This is a genomic window from Brevibacillus sp. DP1.3A (assembly GCF_013284245.2).
In the GTDB taxonomy this organism is placed as follows: domain Bacteria; phylum Bacillota; class Bacilli; order Brevibacillales; family Brevibacillaceae; genus Brevibacillus.
The window spans coordinates 2,289,199-2,304,257 of the sequence record NZ_CP085876.1; the positions used below are offsets into that span (position 1 = coordinate 2,289,199).

Consider the following 15,059-nt stretch of genomic DNA (forward strand, 5'->3'; position numbering starts at 1 on the left):
GGGCTTTACACTGCCACTTACTTCTTTTTCCACTGTCCAAAAATTTCATCCACATCGAGCAGCATGATCAGCTTGTCGTTCATACGGGCAATGCCTTGCAAATACTTGCCCTCTACACCAGCGATAATGGGTGGGGCAGGCTCGATCAAGCTCTGCGGAATATTCATGACCTCAGAGACCGCATCCACGATAATCCCGATGTTCAACCCATCCATCTGCAAATCGACAAAGCGAGTGTCATCCGTTTCTTCCAAAGGTTCCAAATCAAACATTTTTCGCAAGTTGATTATCGGTAAGATCCGCCCACGCAGATCAATGACTCCTTCGACATATGGTGGAGATTTTGGAAAACGTGTAATGGGCAGCGGCTTGATAATCTCACGTACGAGCGAAATCGACAGTCCGTAATATTCATTCCCCATTTTAAACAAAATCTGTTGGTCTACAGCTGCTTCTGTCTCCCAATCCGAACCGTTGCTTCTTTTCGTCATTTCCATGTGCACTATTCCTCCCCGAACCGCTTTCCATGTCTTTACCCATATTGTACCATGGGCAAACCTACTCAGGACGTTTTTTTGTGACAGGCAAAGACTTATGAACTAGTTTCAGGGGATAATCTGCAAGGAAGCGAGAACACTTCGATAGTAGTAACACCCGCGAACGATCGGCAGCCTTTGCTCATGAGCAGGATTGTAATGCTCCCCGTTGTCAAGACACGATTTTTTGAGGAATAAGTTATGTCCTCCTTTTCGTAGTCCTAGTGTTTAGGATGCGATTTTTTCGATAGTATGGGCGTAAAATTGATCGGGTCTTGCTTCATTTAGAGATTGATGAGGGCGCTCCTGGTTATAAAATTGGACATAACGAGCTATCTCTCAACTCTTAACGAACTTTATCATCAATACACCATCTTGCAGTTCGGCAGAATAACAATTTTCGTTTAAATTTTCAGTTGAATATTGATATTCGAGAATTGCATCTGCCATTTCTTGAGTGAATCTCCCCTTAAAATACGGTATATTTAGCTTAGTTCCAACTTGAAAATCTTCATCACAACAATTAATATCAATGTGTTCTATTATCGTTTTAACTGGATCGCTTAAATCAGCCCATTTTAAATTACATTGATTATTCACCACTTTCTTCCCCCTTAAAATTATCTTTTCATTACATCAGAAGTTAAGTCATAAAGCACATTATTATTACCCTCAAGTACGATATATCGATGATTGAATTCGTTCTTTGTTTTTAGGATGCGATTTTTTCGATAGTATGGGCGTAAATTGGTTTCGTTTTTCCATGCTCTTATCATAACTTATTTTTTAACCTCCCGTGTCTCAGTCTATGGGAGCATTATAGATAGCTCAATAATTTTGCGAATACTCTACGTATGGAATTATTTTCGAAGTTCGTGAATAAGACGTTATCAGAAATTTCCTGAATGCATGTTCTTGAAGTAATACTCAGAGATAGTCGGACAACCACTACGCCAGTTTGAAAAGTGAAAAAAGGCACGAAACCCCACATAACACTAAGTTCACAATGCAGGCTTGCAGAAACTTGGGACTGGCAGAGTTTTTGGCAAAGGTTGCAGGGTGAGTTGTTAAGAAACGCTTTAAAGAAAACTTTAACTGAAAAATATAAATAGCATAGAAGGCGGTAATTTATGAACTCGCTAACTAAAGAAACGGTGGATGAATTATTGGCAGCAATGGACGCTTATAAAGTAATTGCGCAAGAACTCATTGACAAATTAATATTGGAAACGAACCAGCCTGAAAAATCAGAGATAATAAAAGGAAGTTACTACTTAATTTCAAATGCGGAATTACTAAACGATGAAGAACATTTAACCGGTAATTGGTACTTTGATGTTCATGGAGAGCATTGCATGTTTGAAAACTTAGATACTGGACAAAAACTGGAGGTTTCCCTCGGGAATACAGACGATATTGGAAATGTGGATCCCTACTTTTTTTATGACTTCTTGAAAACAACTGAGAATTTTAAACACTTAATTCAATATTTTAAAAATTCATTTGGTGATATGTTGAATTTTTTTGAAGTATTAGAAAAGCGAAAAATACTTATACATATTCACGGTGTTGAATACAGAAAGATTCTTCAGAATGAATAATAATTTTGGTTCGTGAATAAGAGGTCTGAAATGATGTATCAGTCATCAATAAACGATTTATTGTAAGTGGATATGTTAGTGTATGTATAGGTATTTTCTTAATGACTGTTGCACTTTTTGGTGGTATTAAAGGTTTGTGATAACGCTTTAAGCTAATGGATACGATAGCTCAATTAACCAGGCCAGTCTAACACTTTATTTTTGTGTTATGACTGGCCTTTTTGTATGGAAGGATTGAATAGTCTAATACTTATTTTTCTAAGGTAAAGAGCTTTCTTAGACAGTAATAGCATCAAATCAACAACATCAGTCTAATACTTTATTTTCTCTGAACACTAGATATCTTTTCCGGAAGGCCCAATCCTAAATGGATTTTGTCTGAGACCGAAGAGAAGGAACTACTCAAAATAATAACCTCCGACCCGACGCAAATTTCACCAGTGTATACCCCTGAGGAGGAGTTTGGTCTTGGCTATCGCGGATTTATTGTCCGCGAGATTAAGACGGATGAAGGGATTTGGAGCAGGACCAATCGGGAATTGGAAAGGCCACTCCCCATGGAGTTCCGTGTTGGAAGTAAACCAGCGAAGCAAGCCCTCGCTACTGAGTGGCTTTTGCGAACATCAGAAAAGAAAAACAGTAAAGTAACGGACCAACTGCGTGAAGAGGCTGCAAGAGGTGTCGTTTTATTACCTTCGCCAGTAATCATCTGGGGGGAGGGCGCTGGGCTCACCCTGGCCTCCGCGGAGGCCGTCCAGCAAGGGGAAATACCTGTAGTGAAGTGATAGGTGGTCTGTACGCCGATGGTTGGAGTCATCACTGCTCACCTAGCTCATTGAACGGATTGATGATTGGATGCGTAATGAAACCAGGCGGACCACTTGATTCGGATTTTCACTTCTATCGGCTTGTCACGGATGGATCTCATGGTGCGATGTGGGGCCACAAACCAGGAGCGACACCAGCTAAAAACAGAGATGATTGTGGGCGGCTTATTGCTTTTAGTTATGATCCAAGAACCATTTGCAGAGGCCGATACACTGAATTCTGTGGCTTTTTCTATCATAATGGTCCAGTGGTATTCGTCAAATCTTATTAACTATTCGATTATCTACTTTCTTTGAGGGGATAGTTATGCGATGCCAGGATACAAATGATAGGAAGGATGAGGGCAGGGTAACCAAGACGCCAGGCTTCAGAGATTGTACCGAATGTTGGGACAACTTCAAGCTGAATCATCCTTTTGATTCAGCAGAACCTGACGGATGAATGACGGCTCCTTTCTTCCTTTTTCATTTGTCTCACTAAGAACAGACCGACAAGCGTCAGGCTCGTCGGTCTGTTTTCTTGATTATGGTTCACGAAGATCGTTCAATGAGATTCCTTGCTCAAGCGCGAAATCAAAATCATCCACATCGTAAAATTGAACAGGCACGATATATTCCAATATCCGATCCTGATAATCAGGCTGGTCTGTGAGAAGTGGGGCCTCAAATTTCATGGCCGTCAACAATAGCTGTGTCTCTACGGGATCAAATATCTCCCCCCACATGGCGTTGTCCTCCACTTTCACGACCGTCAGGGTCACACCGTTCGGAAAAGAAAAGGGAACCTTGGACCATGGGGCTATCAGTCCTTTTTCCATTCGCTTGCGATTGAATGGATCGGCAAAAAATTGGCTCATTTCTTTCATAATCCGCCGGACATACTGATCATCAGTAGAGTAGGGCATGATAGGTTCAGGACTCTGGATAAATTCGTCCAATTCATAGATTGTCGACGCGGGTATCAGATATTCTACTGGTTGCGATGGGACCATCAACTCCCCGTAGATAGCCAACATGATCGCTTCTATAACGAATTGTTTCGACATTTCGACAACCCTCCTCGTTACCATCATACAAAAAATCAGGGGCACCGTACAAGGGTGACGAGTAGGGCTCAAAAAGTTTAGGGAGGGTGCATCCTTTGTTTGAATCTGCCTTTTTTTCGTCATTGCTACTCATCATTACCATCAACATCGTATTAAGTGGAGATAATGCGGTGGTCATTGCCATCGCTTGTCGGAAGCTTCCGATCGAGCAACGAAAACGAGCCATATTGTGGGGGACGTTTCTTGCTATCATCGTACGCGTGATCGCTACGATTCTTGCTGTTTATTTACTGAAAATCCCGTATCTGTACATGATCGGCGGAGTTATCCTGCTATGGATCAGCTACAACCTGTTACGCGAGGACGAACAAGAGGAAGCAATCAACTCGAGTGAAGACTTAGTCCAAGCGGTCAAGACGATTGTCGTAGCAGATGTGATGATGGGGCTGGATAACGTACTCGCCATTGCAGGGGCAGCGCAAGGAGATATCGTCCTCATTGTGTTTGGCCTTTTGATCAGTGTGCCTCTCATGATTTTTGGCAGCCAGCTCATTCTAAAAGCAATGGAGCGCTTTGTATGGCTTGTTTATGTTGGTTCAGGTGTCCTAGCTGTGGCTGCGGTGAATATGATTCTAATGGAAGATACGATGCATGAGTGGATCGCCGGTAGGTTTTGGCTCGAATATGCAATCAAAATTGGGTTGGTCGCTCTCGTGTTAGCTGCGGGATATTTGCAGCGGACGAAAACAACGCGTACCCACGCATGAAAAAACTGAGATGAATAATGAATCTCAGCTTTGTTTTGGGCCTATAAGGTTTTGACGATCGTCACGCTCATCCATTCTTTATCGTAGAGATCGATTTCATAGGTGCTGGCTACTTCAGAGCCATCTTCATTAGTAAGAATACGGATCGTAGGTCGATTCACAGCCAATGGATTCACTTTGGAAACGACCCCGGTATGTCCTGTACTCAGTAATACAGTAGAAGCAATTGGATAAATGGCGACGTGCTGCAAGAATAGCTTGAGCAGGTCGAGGTCGAAATAGGTGTTTCCTGTAGCGAACAAGTACTCGGTAGCATCACTTGGCGAGTAGCTTTTCCGAAATGGACGCGGAGAAACTAAGGCATCGTAAACATCAGCGATTGCCACGATTCGTGCATACTCGTGAATGTTTTTCTCACACAGCTGACGAGGATATCCTGTTCCGTTGTATCTCTCGTGGTGCTGAAGCGCACAGTGTGCGGAGACGACCGAGATGTTATGTTGATTCCGCAAAATATTGAAGCCTTCTTCGGTATGGTATTGGACACGTTGGCGTTCTTCTGCGCTTAACTCGGTACGCATGGTCCAGAGCTCCTTAGGAACCTGTGTCATGCCGATGTCGAACAAAAGCGCACCAATGCCCAACTCCATCATCTGCTGCTGGTTGTAGCCTTTGGCCATCCCTACCACACCAGACAGAATGGCGACATTGACAGCGTGATGAAATAGGTAACCATCCAACACGTGAAGACTGGACAGGTTGACCAAGATATCTTTGCGACTGCTCAAATCTTGAAAGATTTCCCGAAACACCTTTTGAAAACTGCTCCCGAAATCAGGGGCGGACGTACGGCGCTTGATCTGCGGCTGATCCATGAGGGTGGTCATCGTTTTGTACACGGCATCCACGGCTTCTTTACGCGTCTCATCGCGGATTACATCTTCCGGCATGATATCTTCTGTGTGCTTGTCTTGAATGTAAAGGGTATCAATTCCCAATTGAACAAGCCGTTCAATGTAACGGGGGGTTAGTTGTACCCCGATCCCCAACAGAACGTTCCCATTTTCTTGGAACACGCTCTTGGCGATAACATCGCCTGGCTTTACCGAAGTAATATGCAATTTTCTCACAACGAAAGCCCCAGTCCTTTTTTGGTGGAATGTAAATAGTCCTGATTTTCAGTCAGTTCATGTAGTACCATTTTATCACAGTAGAACATGGGGAGACTACCGCTGTTGAGGTACTTCTCTCAATTGTCATTTTTTTCCGTATCAAAAAACACGATTATTGCTCGGCTGCGCGATCTGAACGTGTAAACCAGCGGAAAGGGTTGAGTGACCAGCGAGGTTCGTAGCGGGCATAGCGCTCCTTGCGACGAGTCAAGCGCTGCTGCATGAGATCTAGTTCAAAAGTAACGCGACGCATTTCTAAGCGAAGGGACTCTTGCATTTCTTCAATATCGGCAATCTTTTGCAGAATGGTCGATTGCATATGATTCATAGAGGAGAGCTGTGTGAGCTCCTGCTGAAATTGGACGAGTGTCTCGTGGACCGTCACTTCCACTTCTCGCATGCCCATTCCCAGCTTGTTTGTGGCGCTGATCGTAACGGCGGTTTCTTCCGCCCCTACGAGTTCTTCTTCCAGGAGCATTTCCTCAGACAGGCGTCCTTCTTCTATCAATTGGCGCTGAATATCTTTTAACGAGCTGTTGCCGTTGTCTTTTCTTTCCTTTACTTCCTTGAGAAGTTCAAAGCCTGCTTCGCTGATCAAATAGTGACCCTGCGGATTTTTCAGACGTTCCTGTGCAGGTACGAACAAGTCCAGCCAGTTACGCAGTGTACGAACATGCACATCAAGGCGATCAGCTACCTCTTTTGAAGCCATCCAAACTTGTACATCCATCCCGAATCACTCCTTTTTTCCTCTCGGTATTCCCGGTGGACTCATTATAGCACCAAAATTTTCCGGGCAAGAGAGAATCGACAAAGGTTCTAAAAACTAGTGATCTTTCGTCCGATTCGGACAGATCGTCGTATTTTGTCAAATTTGGTTGTCTGCTCATAATGACCGGGACAGGCGCGTACATATGGAAGGAGTAAGCATGTTTTTGCTCGTTGGGTGAGGAGAGGACCGGATGATGCAATCTGTTTTCTGGATTGTCCTTTTGACTGCTGCCTTGGCGAGCAGTATCGGGGGACTGCTGTTATGTCTGCGTGCCTGGTCATCCGAGGCATTGTTTGCGATGATCAGTGCAGGGGCTGGGTTACTGCTGGCGATTACGCTGCTAGATTTGATGCCACATGTCTTTTCTGACAAGAGCTTATGGTTGATGCCATTTGTGCTTGTTGGCTTTGTGACGCTTTTTGCTCTGGAATTAATCAGCAAGTCGAGCGGAGAATTTGGCTCCACGGGAATTATCGGGGTCATGACGGGTTTTTTATTGCATGCATTTGTCGAAGGCGTCTCATTAGTCGCTAGTTTGCGGATGGATTCAGAAGTAGGGGTATCCGTATTGGTGGCGATGCTGCTGCACAAAATTCCGGATGGCGTAACCATTGCCTCGCTTTTGCTGGCAGCGACCAATTCGAGAAAGAAAGCATTTTGGGGGGCGACATCGCTTGGAATCGCGACGATTGCAGGTGCTCTTAGCTTTGGTTTTGCCGAGCAAATGTTTCCACCGAATTGGTCTGGCATTATGTTGGCGATGACGACCGGTATATTTTTGTATGTATCCGCCAGCCATCTCGTCCCCTATATCGGACAAACCAAAAAGGCACAGTATGGAGTTTATTTTGTTGGTGCCATGGCCGTGTATCTGATTTTGTCTGCCTATTTGCACGCGAACCACTTGCATGCATAAAAGGTCCTATTCCTAGCCAGTCTAGACTGGAGGAAGGGAGTGTGGACTGACAGTATGAACCATCAAGAGCAATTGCAAACAGACGATCTCTTGCAGTCACTGACTGAATTCCCGGTCATGGGGACATCGTTGAATCCATTGCAGGAATCGTGGGCTTCCTCTGACGCTCTAACTGCGCTAACCGATCAGGCCGGAAGTACCGATTAAATGTTTTTGTACTGCCCCTCTCGTTTATCCCTCGTATCCATGGACAAGATCGGTTATAATGCAGGGGAATAAGTTGGGAAAGGGGCAGATACATAATGAATACATTGTTGCAAGGAAAGAACATCGTCATCATGGGCGTAGCAAACCACCGCAGCATTGCCTGGGGAATTGCGCAATCCTTACATAATGCTGGAGCGAATCTGATTTTTACCTACCAAGGGGAGCGCCTGCGTGAAAACGTGGCGGCACTCACAGAAAAATTGGGAGTAGAAGCGCTGTTGGTAAATTGCGATGTCACGAAGGATGAGGATGTCGAAGCGGCTTTTGCTGTGATCAAAGAAAAAGTGGGCGTTATTCATGGTCTAGCGCACTGCATCGCGTTTGCGAAAACGGAAGAGCTCGAAGGCGAGTATGTTAACACATCCCGCGAAGGATACGCACTGGCACAAGACATTAGCGCATTCTCCCTGGTAGCAGTTGCTCGTGCTGCTCGTCCTTTGATGACCGAGGGCGGTAGCATCGTGACCTTGACTTACCTTGGCGGTGAGCGCGTGATTCAAAACTACAACGTAATGGGTGTAGCCAAAGCTGCGCTTGATGCATCTGTTCGTTATTTGGCAAACGACTTGGGCAAAGAGAACATTCGTATCAATGCGATCTCTGCTGGTCCAATCCGTACGCTTGCTGCAAAAGGAATCCGCAATTTCAACACCGTACTGAAGGAAATTGAGGAAAAAGCGCCATTGCGCCGCACGATTGACCAATCGGAAGTAGGCGACACCGCTCTCTTCTTGTTCAGCAATCTCTCCCGAGGAATCACGGGTGAAATTCTGCACGTTGATGCTGGCTACAGCATTATGGGCGGCTAATCAGAAGTAATTTTCCCGAAAAAGAATAACAGGCCCCGCTTTCTCGCATACTATACCCAAAATGCGTGAAAGGGGGCCTGTTTATTATGTTTCCATTGATTACGAACATGGAAGAATTCTTGATTTATATGGGCGGCGGCTTTCAGTACTTACCTGCCCATCTCGGCGATGAAGCGGGAGGTGCGGGTCTTTCGTCCGAATCGCTCTCGGGGGATACCGATACACAAGCTGTGACGGGCCCGGGTAATCGCGACGTATAAGAGACGACGTTCTTCTTCAAGCGCACCCGAGCCGCCTTTTCGTAGCTCATCCAATGTGTACTCATGAGGAAGGGCACCTTCTACCAGATCAGGCAAGAAGACATGGTCATATTCGAGACCTTTTGCCCGATGGATACTTAAAACATGAACAGCTTCGTCCGGGAGTGGTCGCATCGTGCGCCACTCTTTTTCTTGTCGCGCCATTTGATCGATATAAGCTAAAAAATCGCTGATTGTCGCATGGCGCTTAGAAGCTGCCAGTATTTGCTGCAGCTCATCGCTCCAACGTTCCCGGCCATCTTCCCGGTCTTTCGCGCGTTTTTTTAGATAGTCACGCAGTTTGCCGTCCTCATAGATGAGCTCCAACGCCTGAGCAGGTGGAACCTCCTTACACGCGGTGAGAATCTCATTGATTTGCTGCATGTGCTTGCGCTGATACGGTTTGAGCTGTGTCAAATGCGGAAGAACGTGCAGAATCGGCTTGTCCTCAATGATTGCTTGACTGCGCAAGGCATTCCACATTTCGGCTGAGATGTAGAGGGTCGACAATATTTCTTTTAGTGCATCGGTGTCATCTGGGTTTAACGCGAGCCGCAAATAATTCAGCGTCCAGCGAACCGTCTGGCGTTGGTAAAAGGAATCCTCCTCTTGCGTGTAATGAAAAGGAATTCCTGCTTCGCTCAGGCGCTCCAAAATGGGGCGTGCAGATTCATTGGTGCGGTACAAGATCGCGCATTCACCCAAAATGGCCCCTTGCTCACGACGATGGATAATTTCATCGACGATCCGGGAAGCTTGTTCTTCTTCGTCTTCCGGCTCGAATAAATACGTGTCGCCTTCCTCGCGATGAAAGGACTGACAATCCTTTGCCCAACGCTCCCGGTTGTGGCCGATCAGCGAGTAGCCAAGACTGACAATCGAGGAATGGGAACGGTAGTTGACCTCGAGTGTAAATGTCGACGCCTGCGGAAAGTCTTTGGTGAAGCCCAAGATGTACTGAGGATCACTGCCACGAAAGCCGTAAATGGACTGGTCGTCGTCCCCGATGACACACAAATTGTTTTGTGGAGCGGCTAATAGCTTGACCGTCTCATACTGAATGCGATTGATATCCTGAAACTCATCGACCATTACATAGGTGATGCGTTCCTGATAACGGCGAAGGAGTCCTGGATCATCGCGCAGCATTTCGTAGCAGCCAATGAGCATGTCGTCAAAGTCAAACCATTGATGCTTTTTCTTCGTGTCCTCATACAGAGGATAAAGCTGGATCGCCCGTTTTTCTGCATCGCTCGTTGCTTCCCGATACGCGACCTCATGGGGGAGGATGTATTCGTTTTTCCAACGACTGATGATGCCGAGTGCTTCGGTGATCTCTGTTTCTTTTAACGTGGCAAGGTCGTCATGACCGAGCAGTGCACCGGTCTCGCGCATCAACCGCCATTTTTGCCAATCCTTTTTCAAGAGGCGCTGCTGATCCCAGCGTTCTGGCTGGTGATGCAGGAGCATTCGGTAAAAGATGCTGTGGAACGTACCGGCAATCAGCTCACGTGCTTGTCCAGCGGGTAGTTGCCGGGCAATGCGCTGACGAATTTCATCGGCGGCTTTGGTCGTAAAGGTCACGACCATGATTTGATTCGGCTTTACACCCAAGTCTGAGATCAAGTGAGTCGTGCGTGCAGTCATGACGCGCGTCTTGCCACTTCCGGCTCCCGCGAGGATGAGAAAAGGCCCCTCGGTAGCGTGAACCGCTTGCTGTTGTCCCGGGTGCAGCGATTGATCACGCATTTGCTCAGCCATGTGAGAGATGGTCTTCTTCGGCATCAAGCGTTTGCGGAAAATCGGTGGCTTCGGTGCAGGCGGGGGAGGCGTCGTGCTCGTGCCAATCGTTCTCTTTTTTGGAAGGCGAAAGGAGCCGATGGTCTTTGTATTTTCTTCGTCTATGGATGCCTCGCTGTGCTCCTTGGTTGAGAAAGCGAGTGGTTCTTTCGTGTTATCGTCGCTGTGCTCCTTTTCGACCGTAGCAGCCAAGACAGCCTGAAAGGCAGTGGCAGCCGTCTCATTAATCGCTTGTAGCGAATCGAGAGAAGCAGGACCACTTTCCGTCAGAAGCGGGCACTCTGCTCCTTCAGGATGGAAGAAATGCGGCTCGAAGCTGATGCCAGCATGAAGACGAAGCGCCGATGCACAGGCAGGACAACGTACCTTGTCCTGCCGGGCAGCCATGCGCCAAAACGGTATGCGGTTGTAGTTCTCTGGTAGCAACAGGATGGGTTTGTTGTCTAGTAAAGCGTAGTTCATCATGACACCTCGGAAACAAGAAGTGCCCCCTGTCGGCAGGGGACACTTGCCATTTTGGTTGTTCTTTTTGATTAAGAGTGCAGCGACACGATATCCTCGGGAAGAGCGGACGAATCTTCTGCTCCCAAATACGTGATGCTCACGCGTGTAATGCGATGGTTTTCTAGTTCACTGATCGCAAAAAGATAGCCTTGGAATGTGACGGTTTTGCCTTTCGCGACCTCTTCATTTAACTGGCTGTAGAGCCATCCGGCAATGGTGTCGACTTCGTCGGAAACGACTTCAATCGATATGTAATCATTCAGTTCTGTCAAGAGAGTTTTGCCGGAAACCGAGAGCGTATTGCTGGAGCTTTCTTCAATTTCAGGGCGCTCATTTTCATCGAACTCATCCTGAATATCACCGACGATTTCCTCCAAAATGTCCTCCATCGTTAACAACCCTGCTGTACCGCCATATTCATCAATCACGATGGCGAGCTGGGAACGGCGCTTTTGCATTAAGCGCAAGACGTGGCTAATTTCCATGGACTCCGGCACCGTCAATAATGGACGGAGAAAATCAGTTAACTCTGCTTTCCCTGTCGTTAGTGCAGAAAGGTAAAAATCAGAGGTGTGCACAAAGCCAATCAGCCTGTCCTTATCCTCATGAGCAACGGGAAAGCGTGAATGGCGAGACTCTCTCATGATTTCGAGGTTTTCGTCAAACGTGTTGTCGTCGTAGAGGCAGATCATTTCGATTCGTGGGATCATAATTTCCCGGGCAAGACGTTCGGAAAACACGAAGACATTGTCGACGAGAGCCATCTCGGTCTGGTCAATGTGACCACTTTTATGACTCTGGTTCATGAGCAGGCGGATTTCTTCTTCTGTATGAGCAGATTCGTTTTCGGTGGCAGGCTCGACTCCAAGGCGTCTGATGAGTATATTGGCTGCTCCGTTTAAAAACCAGATGAGCGGATAGCTCAGCTTGTAAAAAAACGTGAGTGGTGCGGCAGTCCATAGGGAAGTGGCCTCCGCTTTTTGAATCGCCAAAGACTTGGGAGCAAGCTCTCCGAAGACGATATGTAAAAATGTGATGATAGCAAAGGCGATCGCAAGTGAGGTCGGACCGACCAAGTAAGATGGGAAATGAAAAAATGCCATGACGGGCGCGACGTAATGGGCGACGGCAGGTTCACCGACCCAACCTAACCCCAGCGAAGCCAGCGTAATTCCGAGCTGGCAGGCGGACAGATAGGCGTCGAGCTCACGTGTGACTTTTTGCGCGTAGCGGGCACTTTTGTTATTGCCTTCACTGACGAGCTGGGTCAGACGAGTTTGGCGAACTTTTACTAACGAGAATTCTGCTGCGACGAAGAAGGCGTTCAGAAGAACCAAAAATACCACGAGCAGCAGATTCAGCGTAATCTCCCCTATCGGACTCTCCAAGCACACCTCCGCCTCCCGCAGTGCGAAAGGTGGAGAATTCACCTCCGATACGATAATGGTATTTTACATGTACGACCAAAAATGGATAAATATTCGATCTGAAACCTGCAATGGATATGCTTTTCATGAGCCATGCTACAGGTTTTCTTGTTACTCGTAAGTATACCAATAGGTCAACCGAACAGTCAAAACGTTCCGATTTGAACGAGCGCATTCTTAGGCAATGCTTGGACATACCTGCTTCTTTCCGATCATAAACTAAACGAGCACGGTCCAAGGAGGGGAGCGACGTGTACTGGCTGCAAAAAAGTGTAGCGATTCTCACAGGAAGCGTGCTTCTTGGCATAGGAGTCAATCTGTTTTTGGTTCCGCATCGCCTGATGGACGGGGGCATGATCGGGATCGGTTTGTTGGCGACGTATTACATGCAGATGCCGCCAGGTCTCGTGATGATTTTTGTTAGTATCCCTGTGTATTTCATCGTCTTTTTTTATGATCGCAGATTGTTTTTTCACAGCTTTCACGGCATGCTGATTTCTGCCTTCTTTATAGACATTCTCTCGGATATGCGTGGTTGGAATCTATGGTCAACATCCTTTTCAGCAGTAACTGGCGGCGTGTTAATCGGAATAGGTATCGGCTTGATGCTTGCCTACGAGACGAATACGGGTGGGACAGACCTACTCGCGCAATTTCTTGCCAGGCGATACAAGCTGCGCGTTGCTTTGCTGATCTTTCTAATTGATGGGTTGATCGTACTCTGCTCGATTCAAACGATCGGGATGGAGAGAATGATATTCTCTTTGCTGACAATCGTTGCCGTTGCGGCGACTACGCATATGTTCAGTGGACTCGGACGACCTCTGCCACCGTATACGATCATTGGCCCGCTTTTTTCTCATAAAATGGAGGGTCGCTCGTCGCGGCTCCAGGTAAACACGAACACGAGATATAGGAACAGGAAGGGGAAGGCGATATTTTGGAGAAAATAAATAGGAAAAGGATGAAATGAGGGACTGTTTTGTCTGGACAAGCATTTCAAATGATAACGGAGCATGTTGGATATTTTCCCGGTCATGTTAACATAGGCCTTGTTATTGGTGAGCATGGAGCGATCTTGATTGATTCAGGTCTGGATACCCAGAACGCAAAAAAAATCAAGAAAGGACTGGACGCTATCGCCCAGCCCTTGTGTGCAATCATTCAAACACACTCTCATGCCGACCATTTCGGTGGCAACGCCTACTTGCTCGGATGCTGGCCCGAAGCAAGGGTCTATGCGCCACCGCTGGAAGAGGCGATCATTCGGAATCCGATACTTGAGCCTATTTACTTGAACATGGGTGCAGCACCACTTGAGGATCTCAAAAACAAGTTTTTGTTGGCGCAACCTTCTCGGGTGGACCACCACCTTCCACTAGATGAAGGGATCGAAATTGCTGGCGTACCTTTCTATATCCTTTCTCTGCCGGGGCATAGCTGGCAACAGGTTGGCGTCGTCTGTGACGAGATTTGCTTCGCTGCCGACAGTTATTTAGGCGAAGAGGTTTTGGAAAAGCACAAGCTGCCGTTTCTTGTGGATGCGCATGAGACCCTACTCAGTCTTCATAAGCTGCTTGCAACCAACTACAAGGGATACTTGCCTGGGCACGGAGCATATACCACCACCTCTCATGATGCCGTGAACAAAAATATTGCTTGGCATGAGCGGATTTTCTCGGTGATCTGCAACATTTTAGTAGAGGAGAGGACACCAGAAGAAGCGTTAACTCTCCTGTGTGAGCGTTTACACATTTCCATAGAAAATGCTTCGAGCTACGTCCTGTTTCGGACGGCGTTTATGGGTTACTTGGTCGGGCTGCAGAAAACAAAGAGGGTGGCATACCGGTTTGAACATAATCGGTGGTTGTGGAGAACCGTTCAGGATGGAGCGGAGGGAGCAGACAGGTAATCGGCGATTTCTGCTAGCTTATGCTCTGCAGCTTCGCGGACGGCCTTGGGAATGAAAAAAACTTCTTCGGATGTGGTGTTCATATAGAACTTTGCTTCTAAATACGGATGACCCAGTTTGACATTCAGTTCCCCTTTTCCGGTTGTTGTGCTGGTGTAGTTCGTAGGGATACGCAAAAAATACGCGCTGCTACTGGCGGAATCGTACATGACGACATCGTACGTGGGCATACTGTCCCCGCCTGATCGATGAAAGCCTTGTTGTCGCAGCATTTTGTCAACATAAGAGAGTGGCTGAACGACACCGGTAAGGGTCTTGTTTTTTAACCGCATGGACATCCTCCTCGGTTCAACCATTGAGAAATCAAGCTTACTCCAATACTATGTACGGCAATACCGATTCAG

Annotated in this window: 16 protein-coding genes; 8 read left to right on the forward strand and 8 right to left on the reverse strand. The window is 46.8% G+C overall.

What is annotated here, in order from left to right; translation table 11 throughout:
• Positions 1–17: 17 nt before the first annotated feature.
• Positions 18–497 carry a chemotaxis protein CheW gene (locus tag HP399_RS10665; RefSeq protein ID WP_173617073.1) on the reverse strand — a complete coding sequence of 160 codons (480 nt, stop codon included), beginning with the start codon at positions 495–497 and terminating at the stop codon, positions 18–20.
• 378 nt (positions 498–875) lie between these two features.
• Complete coding sequence (locus HP399_RS10670; protein WP_173617074.1) at positions 876–1,136, reverse strand: hypothetical protein; 261 nt, start codon at positions 1,134–1,136, stop codon at positions 876–878.
• A gap of 530 nt (positions 1,137–1,666) precedes the next feature.
• On the opposite strand from HP399_RS10670, the gene HP399_RS10675 reads away from it, so the two are divergent.
• Positions 1,667–2,137 carry a DUF6896 domain-containing protein gene (locus HP399_RS10675; protein WP_173617075.1) on the forward strand — a complete coding sequence of 157 codons (471 nt, stop codon included), beginning with the start codon at positions 1,667–1,669 and terminating at the stop codon, positions 2,135–2,137.
• Positions 2,138–2,511: 374 nt separating this feature from the next.
• A complete protein-coding gene (locus HP399_RS10680) occupies positions 2,512–2,922 on the forward strand; it encodes a hypothetical protein (RefSeq protein ID WP_217367481.1) in 411 nt (136 codons plus the stop codon).
• A gap of 566 nt (positions 2,923–3,488) precedes the next feature.
• On the opposite strand, the gene HP399_RS10685 is transcribed toward HP399_RS10680, so the two are convergent.
• Positions 3,489–4,010 (reverse strand): hypothetical protein, encoded by a 522-nt coding sequence (locus tag HP399_RS10685; RefSeq protein ID WP_007716952.1) that lies wholly within the window; start codon positions 4,008–4,010, stop codon positions 3,489–3,491.
• Positions 4,011–4,096: 86 nt separating this feature from the next.
• Between HP399_RS10685 and HP399_RS10690 the strand changes: the two genes are divergently transcribed.
• Complete coding sequence (locus HP399_RS10690) at positions 4,097–4,777, forward strand: TerC family protein (protein ID WP_173617076.1); 681 nt, start codon at positions 4,097–4,099, stop codon at positions 4,775–4,777.
• 41 nt (positions 4,778–4,818) lie between these two features.
• On the opposite strand, the gene HP399_RS10695 is transcribed toward HP399_RS10690, so the two are convergent.
• Together HP399_RS10695 and HP399_RS10700 are read right to left on the reverse strand one after the other, a co-directional pair.
• Positions 4,819–5,907, reverse strand: a complete 1,089-nt coding sequence (locus HP399_RS10695) for an HD-GYP domain-containing protein (RefSeq protein ID WP_173617077.1) — start codon at positions 5,905–5,907, stop codon at positions 4,819–4,821.
• 154 nt (positions 5,908–6,061) lie between these two features.
• A complete protein-coding gene (locus HP399_RS10700) occupies positions 6,062–6,679 on the reverse strand; it encodes a MerR family transcriptional regulator (RefSeq protein WP_173617078.1) in 618 nt (205 codons plus the stop codon).
• A 232-nt stretch (positions 6,680–6,911) separates the two neighbouring features.
• Between HP399_RS10700 and HP399_RS10705 the strand changes: the two genes are divergently transcribed.
• The 3 genes from HP399_RS10705 to fabI all read left to right on the forward strand — a co-directional run bounded on the left by HP399_RS10705 (position 6,912) and on the right by fabI (position 8,713).
• On the forward strand, positions 6,912–7,637 hold the full coding sequence (locus HP399_RS10705; protein ID WP_056485663.1) for a ZIP family metal transporter: 726 nt from the start codon (positions 6,912–6,914) through the stop codon (positions 7,635–7,637).
• Between the two features lie 39 nt (positions 7,638–7,676).
• Complete coding sequence (locus HP399_RS10710; RefSeq protein WP_173617015.1) at positions 7,677–7,844, forward strand: hypothetical protein; 168 nt, start codon at positions 7,677–7,679, stop codon at positions 7,842–7,844.
• A 95-nt stretch (positions 7,845–7,939) separates the two neighbouring features.
• Complete coding sequence (gene fabI, locus HP399_RS10715) at positions 7,940–8,713, forward strand: enoyl-ACP reductase FabI (protein WP_007716940.1); 774 nt, start codon at positions 7,940–7,942, stop codon at positions 8,711–8,713.
• Between the two features lie 149 nt (positions 8,714–8,862).
• Here fabI and HP399_RS10720 read toward each other — a convergent pair whose 3' ends face one another.
• Positions 8,863–11,274 carry a UvrD-helicase domain-containing protein gene (locus tag HP399_RS10720; RefSeq protein WP_173617497.1) on the reverse strand — a complete coding sequence of 804 codons (2,412 nt, stop codon included), beginning with the start codon at positions 11,272–11,274 and terminating at the stop codon, positions 8,863–8,865.
• 71 nt (positions 11,275–11,345) lie between these two features.
• Positions 11,346–12,710, reverse strand: coding sequence for a hemolysin family protein (locus HP399_RS10725; RefSeq protein WP_173617079.1), 1,365 nt, complete (start codon positions 12,708–12,710; stop codon positions 11,346–11,348).
• A gap of 284 nt (positions 12,711–12,994) precedes the next feature.
• Here HP399_RS10725 and HP399_RS10730 point away from each other — a divergent pair, with 284 nt between their 5' ends.
• Positions 12,995–13,696, forward strand: a complete 702-nt coding sequence (locus HP399_RS10730) for a YitT family protein (RefSeq protein WP_228088492.1) — start codon at positions 12,995–12,997, stop codon at positions 13,694–13,696.
• Between the two features lie 29 nt (positions 13,697–13,725).
• Entirely contained in the window at positions 13,726–14,655 is a 930-nt protein-coding gene (locus tag HP399_RS10735) for an MBL fold metallo-hydrolase (RefSeq protein WP_173617080.1), read from the forward strand.
• Here HP399_RS10735 and HP399_RS10740 read toward each other — a convergent pair.
• Positions 14,625–14,987 carry a hypothetical protein gene (locus HP399_RS10740; RefSeq protein WP_173617081.1) on the reverse strand — a complete coding sequence of 121 codons (363 nt, stop codon included), beginning with the start codon at positions 14,985–14,987 and terminating at the stop codon, positions 14,625–14,627. The genes HP399_RS10735 and HP399_RS10740 overlap by 31 nt on opposite strands.
• Positions 14,988–15,059 lie beyond the last annotated feature (72 nt).

Excerpts from the sequence above, each read along its gene's own strand:
- HP399_RS10685 (WP_007716952.1), bottom strand. The coding sequence starts at position 4,010 with ATGTCGAAACAATTCGTTATAGAAGCGATCATGTTGGCTATCTACGGG.
- HP399_RS10675 (WP_173617075.1), top strand. The coding sequence starts at position 1,667 with ATGAACTCGCTAACTAAAGAAACGGTGGATGAATTATTGGCAGCAATG.
- HP399_RS10740 (WP_173617081.1), bottom strand. The coding sequence starts at position 14,987 with ATGCGGTTAAAAAACAAGACCCTTACCGGTGTCGTTCAGCCACTCTCT.
- HP399_RS10720 (WP_173617497.1), bottom strand. The coding sequence starts at position 11,274 with ATGAACTACGCTTTACTAGACAACAAACCCATCCTGTTGCTACCAGAG.
- HP399_RS10700 (WP_173617078.1), bottom strand. The coding sequence starts at position 6,679 with ATGGATGTACAAGTTTGGATGGCTTCAAAAGAGGTAGCTGATCGCCTT.
- HP399_RS10665 (WP_173617073.1), bottom strand. The coding sequence starts at position 497 with ATGGAAATGACGAAAAGAAGCAACGGTTCGGATTGGGAGACAGAAGCA.
- fabI (WP_007716940.1), top strand. The coding sequence starts at position 7,940 with ATGAATACATTGTTGCAAGGAAAGAACATCGTCATCATGGGCGTAGCA.
- HP399_RS10705 (WP_056485663.1), top strand. The coding sequence starts at position 6,912 with ATGATGCAATCTGTTTTCTGGATTGTCCTTTTGACTGCTGCCTTGGCG.